This is a genomic window from Vibrio aestuarianus, from assembly GCF_028858425.1.
GTDB classification, from domain to species: domain Bacteria; phylum Pseudomonadota; class Gammaproteobacteria; order Enterobacterales; family Vibrionaceae; genus Vibrio; species Vibrio aestuarianus.
Window position 1 is genome coordinate 738,231 of the sequence record NZ_JAKNYQ010000001.1, and the last position, 12,309, is coordinate 750,539.

Below are 12,309 nucleotides of genomic sequence, written 5' to 3' on the forward strand. Positions count from 1 at the left end.
TCGCCTTAACTATAAGGTTTAACTTATGGATGTTGGATCTCGATTGTTTGCAGCTGATAGCCAGCTTGTCGGTAGATTTTATACCTTTCGCGAGCCAGTTGCTTTGCTTTTTCTTCGCAGGGGACGAAGTCTACCACCTCTGTAAAGGCGTTCGCAAAGGTTGTATGATTATCCGCCACATTTATTACCAGTTGGCGATTCCAATTGGGTTTTACCCCTTGATAGCCAATTTCAATATTGGTTGAGTATTTAGGGCCTTCTCCGACTAGATTATGCGCGACGAAATTTTCTGGTAATACTTGCCACAGGTGTTCTGCAAATTGTTCAGCATGAGTTTTATCATGGCAATGCAAATACACTTTAGCGCCTTGTTTGGCAAAGTGATGAGTAAGGAACAAGACGTATTGTTCGAACCCCTCCAGCTGAGCCTGAGGACTATTTTCATTCACAATGTAAAAAGTAGCTCGTTGCATTTTATTGCCTAATGATCAGTTACTCATCAACAAAAAAGGGCCTTGCGGCCCTTTTCAAATTTTGAGGTTTATTCCTCAGCCTCTTGGCCACTGCGATTCAATAAGAATTGGACGAGCAATGAGACCGGGCGACCCGTTGAGCCTTTAGCCGCACCTGACTTCCACGCTGTACCAGCGATGTCCAAGTGCGCCCAATTATATTTCTTAGCAAATTTAGATAAGAAACAACCAGCGGTAATCGTACCACCAGGGCGACCACCGATATTTGCCATATCGGCAAATGGACTTTTCAGCTGTTCATGGTATTCGTCTGCCATAGGTAGACGCCATGCGCGATCGCTTGCTTGCTCTGAAGCGTTAACCAGTTCGTGTGCTAACGGGTTGTGGTTTGAAATGACACCACTGATATGATGACCTAGTGCGATGACGCAAGCACCAGTCAGCGTTGCTACGTCGACTACGCAATCGGGTTCAAAACGCTCAACGTAAGTGAGTGCATCACAAAGCACTAGGCGACCTTCGGCATCGGTATTGAGTACCTCAACGGTTTGGCCTGACATAGTAGTAAGAATATCACCTGGGCGGTAAGCATTGCTGCCTGGCATATTTTCACAGCCAGCCAATATACCCACAACATTTAATGGTAGGTTTAATTTCGCGAGTGCTTTCATTGCACCAAAGACAGAAGCCGCGCCACACATGTCATACTTCATTTCATCCATGCCTTCGCCTGGTTTCAATGAAATGCCGCCTGAATCGAACGTTAGACCTTTACCCACCAATACGATTGGTTTCGCATCTGGGTCTGGGTTGCCTTTGTACTCAATGACCGACATCATCGATTCATTTTTTGAACCACGACCAACCGCTAGGTATGAGCTCATACCTAGTTTTTCCATCTCTTCTTCACCAATAATTTTGGTTGATACTGTCTCGTAATCGTCAGCTAAGCGACGAGCTTGAGAAGCAAGATAGGCTGGGTTAGCAATATTTGGTGGCATATTGCCAAGATCTTTAGATGCTTTCACACCAGAAGCGATAGCTAGACCGTGCGAAATGGCACGTTCGCCTAAGTTAAGCTCACGGCGAGTTGGTACATTAAAGACCAATTTACGCAGTGGACGACGAGTTTCTGGTTTTGCACTCTTAAATTGGTCAAAGGTGTATAGGCCATCTTTCGTTGCTTCAACGGCTTGGCGTACTTTCCAGTAAGTATCACGGCCTTTGACGTGCAGTTCCGTGAGGAAACAGACAGCTTCCATTGAACCCGTTTCATTAAGTGTGCTAATAGTTTTTTGAATGATTTCTTTGTATTGACGTTCGCCTAATTCACGTTCTTTACCACAACCAACCAGTAAAACGCGCTCAGAAAGAACACCTGGTACTTGATGCAGCAGTAGCATCTGGCCTGGTTTACCCTCGAGATCACCACGACGAAGTAGTGAACTAATATAGCCATCGCTGATTTTATCAAGCTGCTCTGCTACTGGAGAAAGGCGGCGTGGTTCGAACACTCCCACAACGATACATGCGCTACGTTGTTTCTCTGGACTGCCACTTTTTACACTGAACTCCATGCGTACTCCTACATCCTGAAGACAAATAGAACTAAATGTTAGATAATGCGCTCTTAGTTGTTGAATCCATGTTTGGATCTACTATTAATTGAACGGGCTAACAGTTAGTGAAAATTTTAAAAATAAAAGGTTCAACGGGAAATTATAGTGATTCAATCAAAAAAACAAGTTTTGTATAGGTAATTTCAGCGTGATTATTGTTAGATATTTGATCCGCGAGACACTCAAGAGCCAATTTGCGATCTTTTTTGTGCTTTTTTTAGTGTTTCTGAGCCAAAAATTTATAGAAGTTTTGGCTGATGCTTCTGCTGGTGAAATTCCTGCCCGGATGATTTTCTCTATTGTGGCGTTAAAAATGCCTGCGATGGGGCTATTAATGCTGCCTTTAAGCCTTTATATCGGCATATTACTGACTTTTGGTCGTTTATACGCGGAAAGCGAAATTACCGTGATGAATGCCACCGGAATTGGCAATAAGTTCTTGATTCAGGGGGCATTATATCTTGCTGTTATTACCGCGGGTACTGCTGCATTTAATGCGTTTTGGTTGGCACCATGGAGCCAAGATAAGTACGCTCAATTGATAGAACAACTAGCAGCGGAAAACAGCGTTGATTTATTACAACAAGGTCAGTTCCAACGTACCCCTGACGGCTCTTCTGTTGTATTTATCGATAGTGTTGAAAATAAGAAGCTGTACAACGTGTTTGTTGCTCAACTGGCTCCACGTGATTCTATTTTACCAAGTGTGATGTTTTCGAATTCAGGCGACGTCAAAGAACTGAGTGATGGTCGTCAAATGATTACTATGTATGAGGGAACTCGCTATGAGGGGGTGCCGACTCGTATTGACTATATGATTACGGAATTTGATGAATACGAAGGGCTTATCGGGCAACGTGAAGTAAAACCTAAAGGTCGTGATTGGGAAGCTTTGCCTACGTTAAAGTTAGTCTCGAGCTCAAATACAAAAGCGCAAGCGGAACTACAATGGCGAATTTCGCTTGTTGTTTGTATTCCGCTGCTAACGATGTTGGTTGTGCCACTTTCTGCCGTAAATCCTCGTCAAGGTCGTTTTGCAAAAATGGGACCTGCGATTTTAATTTATCTTGCCTACTTCCTGACGCTCAGTGCCACAAAATCAGCGATTGAAGATGGTTCACTTTCTAGCGTTATTGGTATGTGGCCAATTAATGCCGCATTACTTATTGCTGCAATTTTGGTGAATACACTAGATAGTGTGCCAGTGAGGCGCTTTAAAGATAAGCTCAGACAGAAGAGGGTGGTATAAGTCGTGTTTAAGATTTTAGATTTATATATTGGCCGCACTATCATTGTAACCACCTCTTTAGTGCTGATTGTTTTTGTTGGTTTATCGGGCATTATCAAATTTGTTGATAATTTGAGACACGTAGGTAAAGGCGGGTTTGACCTGTTGCAAGCGCTGTTCTTTGTTATTTTGAGTGTCCCCCGTGATATTGAGATGTTTTTCCCGATGGCGGCCTTACTTGGAGCCTTGATCGGCTTAGGGATGCTGGCGGCAAGCTCCGAATTGGTCGTGATGCAGGCGGCAGGAGTGTCAAAACTTGATATCGGCTTCTCTGTTTTGAAAACAGCCGTTCCGTTGATGATCATAATTACTGTTCTTGGGCAATGGGGGGCACCTCAAGCTCAGAAGTTAGCTCGAGACTCTCGCTCTTTTGCGATTTCAGGTGGCAGTATCGTTTCGGTACGAAGTGGTGTTTGGGCTCGTGATGCGAACGATTTTATTTTTATTGGCAAAATAGATAACGATAAGCTCTATGGATTGAACATGTGGCGCTTTGATAACAATAAGAAATTACAGAACATCTTTTTTGCCAAAGAAGCCGATTATGACAAAGATAATCAATGGATAATGAAAGATGTTCAAATTACCGATATGCGCGATGAAATTGTCATTTCTAAGCAGCAATTGCCAGAGTATCAATGGACGACATCGCTTGCTCCCGATAAGTTAGCGGTTGTAACCGTTAAACCTGAAGAACTCTCTTTAAGTGGGTTATATGATTATGTCTCTTATCTAAAAGCTTCTGAGCAGGACTCATCTCGTTATGATTTGGCGTTGTGGCGTAAGATCACTCAACCGTTTTCTATTGCAGTGATGATGCTGATGGCACTTTCATTTATTTTCGGTCCATTACGTAGTGTCACTATGGGGGCAAGAATACTGTCAGGGGTGATTGCTGGGTTTACGTTTTATATATCCAGTGAATTTTTTGGACCACTTAGCATCGTATACGGGCTTCCCCCCGCATTGGGAGCAATTGCTCCAAGTGTTGTATTTCTTGTGATAGCCGTAATGTTGTTGAGAAGAAAGTTATAGATAAAGAAAAAGGAAGAGCATGTGCTCTTCCTTTTTTTATCTGCTTACTTGGTGTGCTTCAATTAACTTTAGGAAGTACCACAACTTTCGTTTTAGCCCATATATCCTGAAACCCTCGTTTTTCGTGATCAAACGGTACTGTTAAGTTTGATAATCCAAAGCCAGAGGTAAATAAGCGTATTAAGGCTTGAGTGGCACTAATTTGCGTGTCATCGTCATTGACGATCAACAATCTCCAAGCTCTCATACCTAAAGTTTGCCCAGCTCTTGTCCAGAAAAAGACAAAGAAATAAACCCAAACAGCGGCTAAATAGAAAGTGTAAACATAGCTCCATATAGGATGATGGGTCAGCAAATCGCTGACATCATCATATGGGCCGTAACTCATTGCACCGAAAGCCACGAGGGCTTCTAATATCGCGATTACAATGCCTGCTGCCATCATCTCAAGTGCAATGATAATTAGTGCATCATAAAAAAGTGCACCAAAGCGGCGCATTAAACCAGCAGGGGGGAGGGAGGATTTACTACTCATAACGTTCATAGGTCTTTCGAGTTTTCCAAAATTGCAGCAAGCATATAGACTCAAAGTTGCGCTGAAAAGAGAACAAACGCACAGCTTTAATATTTGTGGCTAAAATATCGGCAAACGATTTGTATTTCAATATTTTGCTGTTGCACCTCTGCGTTTCTTACGTATAATGCCAAACATCAAAGGGCGAAGCCCCAAGATGCCGGTGTGGTGAAATTGGTATACACGACGGATTCAAAATCCGTTGCCTTCGGGCGTGGCGGTTCAAGTCCGCCCACCGGTACCATACATAGAAAGGTCGCTTTTATAGCGGCCTTTCGTCGTTTTAAGCGCTTTTAAATGTTCGACTTTTCAGGTGCTTACCTCAGTTTTCCTTTTCTGTTATCACATCTTTTTTCGCTCCAATAAGCTCTCTTTATCCTCCTTAAAATTTCTCCCATGGTTCATATATGGTTCATCGCATGACGATTCTGTGCGCAAGGCAATCCCAGTAAATCCAATAAATGCAAAAAGCAGTCGTCGCACAAGCCAGTATTACCAAGGGCTTCGAGCGAGAAGAACCATGGTACGACCATGGTGAATTTACGGTGCTATGAGGTTTTAGCTTTGCCTTTATGGAACAACTGATCGTTTTGATGGATAGTCGAAAAGTCGGTTTGAGATAGGAGGTTTTGTGGTGTGTGTAGTAAGCGCGTTGGGGTAATACATCTACAATCAATCACACAGATGAATTAACTCCAAGTTGATATCGATATGCAACTGTGTAATCTTCTTTATAGTGGTGAACAAATGGAGCTTGACCAACTATGAAGATGATTTTCGTCGATGCTGAAAATGTAGGACTGAAGGAGCTAGAAAAAATTAACGCTTCTGTTGTTGATAAAGTCTTTGTTTTTTCTAAGTCCGATTCAGTCAAGCTTGTTTGTGAAAAGTCGTTGTACCTGTTCTTATCTGACTATCCGACAGGTCAGATTTACCGTTGGCGAGTTCGATTCCAAACAAAGACAAACCTGCATTCTTAGCACGACTATCTGAGTTTGATGATGTGGTTGCCACCGAGCAAAATGCGAGTAATGCAAAAGCGAACGAGGGTAAAAAGACGTCTTAGACTCTCATTGCATAGATAAATGAATAAAGGCAGGCTTCGGCTTGCCTTTGTGTTTTAAGAGCCAAGTTGTGTTATGGACTCGGTTATTTTAAGCAGCATGTTGGTTTAGGGAGATTAGACAGACATTCACCACCTCAAACGCTACCTTGGTTGCGCGATGTGATACAGTTCGATTCGCATTCCTGCTGAAATTGACCAAAATATAAGTAGTAACGAGTGGAGGGTTAATGCAAATACCAACCGTAGACTTTGACCATAAGAAATCGAATCAAGCAGAGATTGAAATCTTCGATCTAGAAAGCTTGCATGGCCAAGAGTACAAAAGCCATTCACCTCAAAAACCGCATCGCATTACCTTCTTTATGATGGTTTACATCGAAAAAGGCAGTGGCGTGCACATGGTGGATTTTAAGCAGTATCCGTTTGAATCTGGTAGCATCCTCTTTGTTCGTCGTGAGCAGGTGCAAGCTTTCGATTTGTCCAACAAGCCCTGCGGTAAAGTGATCATTTTCACCCAAGCGTTTTTAGACCAAGTGCATGCCAACATGCGTTTACCTAATTACACGCCAACGCATTTAAACCAAGCTCGTTCGCCACTATTGAGCTTAGACGAAGCTACGTGCCAGAGTGCCAAACTGCTTATTGGTGAGGTTATCAAGGAAATTGAAAGTCAGCATTCCGACCCGTTGATCGTCATGTATCTTTTCTCTTCTTTCGCTTTAATGTTGCATCGCCTTCGCCCTGAGGAGCGGCACGATAAGTTAACCAAAGAGCAGAGCTACAAGCTTGCGCGTTTCTTTGATTTGCTCCAAGCCAATTATGAACATATCCGTGATGCGAACTGGTATGCCGGGCAGATGGGGTCAACGTACAAAACGTTAAATGTTATCTGCAAGCTGGCAACGAACTTAACCGCGAAACAAATGATCGATGCGTTTGTCACGATAGAGATAAAGCGTCGCTTGGTGGTGAGTAACGTTACGACGCAACAGTTAGCTTTTGACTTTGGTTTTCAAGATGCGAGTAATTTTGTTCGATACTTTAAAAATCAAACCAATATGACACCAAGCCAATTCCAGAAGCAGTACGCTGAACCACAGTTATGATGTTGAGTATGAACGCCTTTTTGTATTAATGTTCGATATTGACCATTTTTCGACGCACATCCACACAGACGAGTCTTTGATTCATTCCTATTATTGTTCTCAAGCCAATAAGAGGAAAATAATATGAACAAATTGACTCACTTTTTCGCTAGCTCTGTTATCGCATCCACTGTTTTTGCTAGCGCTTCTTTCGCCGTGAATGCCGAGGAATTGTCGAATCGTGATAAAGCCGTCGCGGTTATCTCAAGCATTGAAACTGGTGACCAAAACGCGATTTCATACATCAATCCAAATAAGTACATTCAGCATAATCTTGCGGTTGCAGATGGTTTAGCAGGCTTTGGTGAAGTAATGAAGATGCTGCCAGAAGGCAGTGCTAAAGCGAAAGTGATTCGCACCATTCAAGATGGCGAATACGTGGCATTGCACACGGAATACGATTTTTTCGGACCAAAAGCGGGCTTTGATATTTTCCGTTTTGAAGATGGTTTGATCGTCGAACACTGGGATAACTTACAAGATGTGGCGAAACCTAATCCAAGTGGTCGCACTCAATTTGACGGTGCAACAGAAATCACAGATGTAAACAAAACGGATGAGAACAAAGCGATCGTCTCTGATTTTGTACAAACCATTCTGATGAAAGGGGACATGTCTCAGATCAGTAAGTTCATCGGTGATAAAGACAGTGACTACATCCAACACAACGTTGCAGTGGCCGACGGCTTGAGTGGTTTGGGTGTTGCACTTAAGCAACTAGCGGAAGCCGGCATGCCGATGGTATACAGCAAGAACCATGTGATTATCGGTGAAGGGAACTTCATGTTATCAGTGAGTGAAGGTCAATTCATGAATCAACACGTCGCGTTCTATGACTTATTCCGTGTCGACAATGGCAAGATTGTAGAGCATTGGGACACGATTGAAGCGATTCCACCGAAGTCAGAGTGGAAGAACGGTAATGGTAAGTTCGGCTTTAAGTAGCATCTAACCACAACATACACAAAAAAGAGAGTCACATTGTGGACTCTCTTTGGCTTTGATGTGATGGACGCACCTCCCTTCTAGCGTCGTTGTACCAAACTTATGGTGCAACCAGTGAGATCAGGAGTAACTAATATGTCTATTAAAGTTGTCGGCATCACCTCACTCCTGATGAGGCCTACTTCGGTAGGCAAAGATACGCAGCATGAGCTGGGTCAACCACTTAATAAATGAGCTTGTGTGTTCAACCATTGGGGTCCACTTCTCGTTTCTCATTTTATATTGTTGCGTTTAGCTACCACATTTATATACACAAATGATGGGTTGAGACTTAACATGTAGCTGATGAGCGTGTAAGTATCTTCTTTTTTAAATGTTATAACCATTTGACTTAAGGTGTTGTGTAGATTGTGGCAAGCATAAAAATTACTGTAGATAGACTGCAACCTGGCTTACATATTAGGTTGCCAGTTAAATGGAATGAACACCCCTTCCTCTTCAATAGCTTTAAAATTAAGTCTCAAGAGCAAATTCAATTGATTAAGCATTTGGGTATTCAGCACGTCTATATTAATCCCGCTCAAAGTGATACACAGCCATTACCAGTTAATAGCCAACCAGAAGAGGTGGGTGAAGAACCCTCTTATGTTGATAGTGAAGCTAAGAAACTGTGGGAAGAGAAGCAAAAACGAATTGAAAAGCTCAATGCTTATCGACGTCGCATTTTAAATTGCGAGAAAGAATTTGAACGTTCATTGGCTCGCATGCGAGCTGTGATGAATAAAATTCGTAATCGTCCAGAAGATGCAGTAGATGAAGCTTCTCTTTTGGTTGAGGACATTGTTGATAAACTTTTAAGTGAGGATAACGTCACTTTACATCTAATGAATGGCAAAAGTGAGTTTGAAGATATCTACTTCCATTCATTGAATGTTTCTGTCATTGCCATGCTGATTGGTAAAGCCAAAGGTTACGATGCTCAAAAAATCAAGGAATTGGCATTCGCAGCTTTGTTCCATGATATGGGGAAAATTAAAGTTCCAACCGCTATCGTAAGAAAGAAAACAAAGCTGACTGAACCCGAGCTAAACTATCTTAAGTTGCATACTAAATATGGCTTAGAGATAGCGAGCCATATTGAGAGTTTTCCTGACAGCGCAAAAAAAGTGATAGAGCAGCATCATGAGTTAAACGATGGCAGCGGTTATCCACTCGGTTTAAAAGAAGCAGATATTGATGAGTTGTCACAAGTTATTACGGTAGCCAATGCCTTTGATAATCTTTGCCATCCTAGCATTGTTGCTGAACAAAAAATCCCATACATTGCTCTTTCTTATATGTATAAACATTGTAAACACCTCTACAGCAACGAAAACCTCAACATTCTGATCAAGTTTATGGGGGTTTTTCCGCCCGGAACTGTAGTGCAGCTATCCAATAATATGGTTGGATTGGTTATTTCCGTGAATGCCCGGCATTTACTATATCCAAATGTCTTGATCTATGATCCTTCGGTACCTAGAACGCAAGCCCCAATCATCGATTTGGCGGATAGGGATTTGAAAATCGTTAATGCGATTTTGCCTCATAAACTGCCTGACAAAATACGGGAATATTTAAATCCTCGTTCTCGGATTTCATATTTCTTTGACAGTGATGACTAATTTCGAATTTGAAGCTGGCTTAACTAGTGTTGGATGAGTACTTTCTGGTGGTTAATTGAGCAAAAACAAGTGATTTGTTGGCTTTTTGTTCGCTTGAGTGCTGGGTAGGCAATTTTATAAAGAAATAAGTTGCCATCATATTTTATCTCCCTATAATGCCGCCTCACTGACACGGCACAGCCAGTAAGGGTTCAAGCCCCACTAGCCAGTCAATCAGAAGGTCAAATCGGTAAGACGAAATAATTTAAAAAAGTGTTTGACACAAAAAATTATCTCGCTAGAATGGCCGCCTCTTCCAAGGAAGCCACGGCAACCAAATGAAGAACGCTCTTTAACAATATAAACCTATCAATCTGTGTGGGCACTCGTTGATGATAATCGAAAAAGATTTATCAATGAACTGAGTGACCTGAACTAGCAATAGTTCGAATGCTTTTTGATTTCACTTTTTATTAAAAAGTGAAAACCAATAAGCGGCACAGTCAATTCATTGTTGTTCTGTTGGAGCAACAATAGCTTTAAAATTACTTTTTACTTTCGAGTAAAAACAGTTTTGAAGTCAGTATTCATTGAGCCGGTCTTAGGACCAACAAAACTTTAATTGAAGAGTTTGATCATGGCTCAGATTGAACGCTGGCGGCAGGCCTAACACATGCAAGTCGAGCGGTAACATTTCAAAAGCTTGCTTTTGAAGATGACGAGCGGCGGACGGGTGAGTAATGCCTAGGAAATTGCCCTGATGTGGGGGATAACCATTGGAAACGATGGCTAATACCGCATGATGCCTACGGGCCAAAGAGGGGGACCTTCGGGCCTCTCGCGTCAGGATATGCCTAGGTGGGATTAGCTAGTTGGTGAGGTAATGGCTCACCAAGGCGACGATCCCTAGCTGGTCTGAGAGGATGATCAGCCACACTGGAACTGAGACACGGTCCAGACTCCTACGGGAGGCAGCAGTGGGGAATATTGCACAATGGGCGCAAGCCTGATGCAGCCATGCCGCGTGTATGAAGAAGGCCTTCGGGTTGTAAAGTACTTTCAGTCGTGAGGAAGGTGGTGTTGTTAATAGCAGCATCATTTGACGTTAGCGACAGAAGAAGCACCGGCTAACTCCGTGCCAGCAGCCGCGGTAATACGGAGGGTGCGAGCGTTAATCGGAATTACTGGGCGTAAAGCGCATGCAGGTGGTTCGTTAAGTCAGATGTGAAAGCCCGGGGCTCAACCTCGGAACTGCATTTGAAACTGGCGGACTAGAGTACTGTAGAGGGGGGTAGAATTTCAGGTGTAGCGGTGAAATGCGTAGAGATCTGAAGGAATACCGGTGGCGAAGGCGGCCCCCTGGACAGATACTGACACTCAGATGCGAAAGCGTGGGGAGCAAACAGGATTAGATACCCTGGTAGTCCACGCCGTAAACGATGTCTACTTGGAGGTTGTGGCCTTGAGCCGTGGCTTTCGGAGCTAACGCGTTAAGTAGACCGCCTGGGGAGTACGGTCGCAAGATTAAAACTCAAATGAATTGACGGGGGCCCGCACAAGCGGTGGAGCATGTGGTTTAATTCGATGCAACGCGAAGAACCTTACCTACTCTTGACATCCAGAGAATCCAGCGGAGACGCAGGAGTGCCTTCGGGAGCTCTGAGACAGGTGCTGCATGGCTGTCGTCAGCTCGTGTTGTGAAATGTTGGGTTAAGTCCCGCAACGAGCGCAACCCTTATCCTTGTTTGCCAGCGAGTAATGTCGGGAACTCCAGGGAGACTGCCGGTGATAAACCGGAGGAAGGTGGGGACGACGTCAAGTCATCATGGCCCTTACGAGTAGGGCTACACACGTGCTACAATGGCGCATACAGAGGGCAGCCAACTTGCGAAAGTGAGCGAATCCCAAAAAGTGCGTCGTAGTCCGGATTGGAGTCTGCAACTCGACTCCATGAAGTCGGAATCGCTAGTAATCGTGGATCAGAATGCCACGGTGAATACGTTCCCGGGCCTTGTACACACCGCCCGTCACACCATGGGAGTGGGCTGCAAAAGAAGTGGGTAGTTTAACCTTTCGGGGAGGACGCTCACCACTTTGTGGTTCATGACTGGGGTGAAGTCGTAACAAGGTAGCGCTAGGGGAACCTGGCGCTGGATCACCTCCTTATACGATGATTACACTGATGAGTGTCCACACAGATTGATGGTTTATACAGTTTTAGAGACGATGCTGGGTCTGTAGCTCAGGTGGTTAGAGCGTTCGCCTGATAAGCGAGAGGTCGGTGGTTCAAGTCCACTCAGACCCACCAATTCTTCTTAATCGAAGATTGGCACACAGTATCACACACCTGATGGGGCTATAGCTCAGCTGGGAGAGCGCCTGCCTTGCACGCAGGAGGTCTGCGGTTCGATCCCGCATAGCTCCACCATCTTTAAGCACATTTGCTTAAGTGTTTTTAAAAATGGTTTTCATCAGAAAATCTTGCTCTTTAACAATTTGGAAAGCTGACTGATAACAACGT

At 43.6% G+C, this 12,309-nt stretch carries 9 protein-coding genes, 3 tRNA genes, 1 rRNA gene and 1 pseudogene; 11 read left to right on the forward strand and 3 right to left on the reverse strand.

Going from position 1 to position 12,309, the window contains the following annotated elements; genetic code table 11:
- Nucleotides 1-23 precede the first annotated feature (23 nt).
- Nucleotides 24-473, reverse strand: coding sequence for a DNA polymerase III subunit chi (locus MCT08_RS03595; protein ID WP_053309444.1), 450 nt, complete (start codon nt 471-473; stop codon nt 24-26).
- Nucleotides 474-541: 68 nt separating this feature from the next.
- Nucleotides 542-2,050, reverse strand: a complete 1,509-nt coding sequence (pepA, locus tag MCT08_RS03600; protein WP_053309443.1) for a leucyl aminopeptidase — start codon at nt 2,048-2,050, stop codon at nt 542-544.
- A 190-nt stretch (nt 2,051-2,240) separates the two neighbouring features.
- Here pepA and lptF point away from each other — a divergent pair, with 190 nt between their 5' ends.
- Both lptF and lptG read left to right on the forward strand, forming a co-directional pair.
- Nucleotides 2,241-3,341 (forward strand): LPS export ABC transporter permease LptF, encoded by a 1,101-nt coding sequence (gene lptF / locus MCT08_RS03605; protein ID WP_168520944.1) that lies wholly within the window; start codon nt 2,241-2,243, stop codon nt 3,339-3,341.
- A 3-nt stretch (nt 3,342-3,344) separates the two neighbouring features.
- Complete coding sequence (gene lptG / locus MCT08_RS03610) at nt 3,345-4,415, forward strand: LPS export ABC transporter permease LptG (RefSeq protein ID WP_168520946.1); 1,071 nt, start codon at nt 3,345-3,347, stop codon at nt 4,413-4,415.
- Between the two features lie 58 nt (nt 4,416-4,473).
- On the opposite strand, the gene MCT08_RS03615 is transcribed toward lptG, so the two are convergent.
- Complete coding sequence (locus MCT08_RS03615; protein WP_053309794.1) at nt 4,474-4,950, reverse strand: RDD family protein; 477 nt, start codon at nt 4,948-4,950, stop codon at nt 4,474-4,476.
- 198 nt (nt 4,951-5,148) lie between these two features.
- Here MCT08_RS03615 and MCT08_RS03620 point away from each other — a divergent pair.
- The 9 genes and pseudogenes from MCT08_RS03620 (at nt 5,149) to MCT08_RS03660 (ending at nt 12,216) form a co-directional block, all read left to right on the forward strand.
- A tRNA-Leu gene (locus MCT08_RS03620) sits at nt 5,149-5,233 on the forward strand.
- Between the two features lie 520 nt (nt 5,234-5,753).
- Nucleotides 5,754-5,969, forward strand: coding sequence for a hypothetical protein (locus MCT08_RS03625; RefSeq protein WP_168520621.1), 216 nt, complete (start codon nt 5,754-5,756; stop codon nt 5,967-5,969).
- Nucleotides 5,912-6,055: pseudogene (locus MCT08_RS03630) on the forward strand (peptidase M23); the annotation flags it as partial. The gene MCT08_RS03625 and the pseudogene MCT08_RS03630, both read left to right, overlap by 58 nt.
- Before the next feature lie 227 nt (nt 6,056-6,282).
- Nucleotides 6,283-7,161 (forward strand): AraC family transcriptional regulator, encoded by an 879-nt coding sequence (locus tag MCT08_RS03635; protein WP_168520988.1) that lies wholly within the window; start codon nt 6,283-6,285, stop codon nt 7,159-7,161.
- A 123-nt stretch (nt 7,162-7,284) separates the two neighbouring features.
- The gene (locus tag MCT08_RS03640) at nt 7,285-8,145 is read left to right on the forward strand and encodes a nuclear transport factor 2 family protein (RefSeq protein WP_168520990.1); all 861 of its coding nucleotides are present in this window, start codon (nt 7,285-7,287) and stop codon (nt 8,143-8,145) included.
- A 410-nt stretch (nt 8,146-8,555) separates the two neighbouring features.
- Entirely contained in the window at nt 8,556-9,809 is a 1,254-nt protein-coding gene (locus tag MCT08_RS03645; protein WP_274677904.1) for a cyclic di-GMP phosphodiesterase, read from the forward strand.
- A gap of 598 nt (nt 9,810-10,407) precedes the next feature.
- Nucleotides 10,408-11,954 (forward strand): 16S ribosomal RNA (locus tag MCT08_RS03650).
- Between the two features lie 65 nt (nt 11,955-12,019).
- Nucleotides 12,020-12,096: transfer RNA gene (locus tag MCT08_RS03655), tRNA-Ile, on the forward strand.
- A 44-nt stretch (nt 12,097-12,140) separates the two neighbouring features.
- Nucleotides 12,141-12,216: transfer RNA gene (locus MCT08_RS03660), tRNA-Ala, on the forward strand.
- The last annotated feature ends 93 nt before the right edge of the window (nt 12,217-12,309 follow it).

What these genes read in the sequence shown, in the direction of transcription:
- MCT08_RS03595 (WP_053309444.1), bottom strand. Translation starts at nt 473, where the DNA reads ATGCAACGAGCTACTTTTTACATTGTGAATGAAAATAGTCCTCAGGCT.
- MCT08_RS03625 (WP_168520621.1), top strand. Translation starts at nt 5,754, where the DNA reads ATGAAGATGATTTTCGTCGATGCTGAAAATGTAGGACTGAAGGAGCTA.
- MCT08_RS03615 (WP_053309794.1), bottom strand. Translation starts at nt 4,950, where the DNA reads ATGAGTAGTAAATCCTCCCTCCCCCCTGCTGGTTTAATGCGCCGCTTT.
- MCT08_RS03640 (WP_168520990.1), top strand. Translation starts at nt 7,285, where the DNA reads ATGAACAAATTGACTCACTTTTTCGCTAGCTCTGTTATCGCATCCACT.
- pepA (WP_053309443.1), bottom strand. Translation starts at nt 2,050, where the DNA reads ATGGAGTTCAGTGTAAAAAGTGGCAGTCCAGAGAAACAACGTAGCGCA.
- MCT08_RS03635 (WP_168520988.1), top strand. Translation starts at nt 6,283, where the DNA reads ATGCAAATACCAACCGTAGACTTTGACCATAAGAAATCGAATCAAGCA.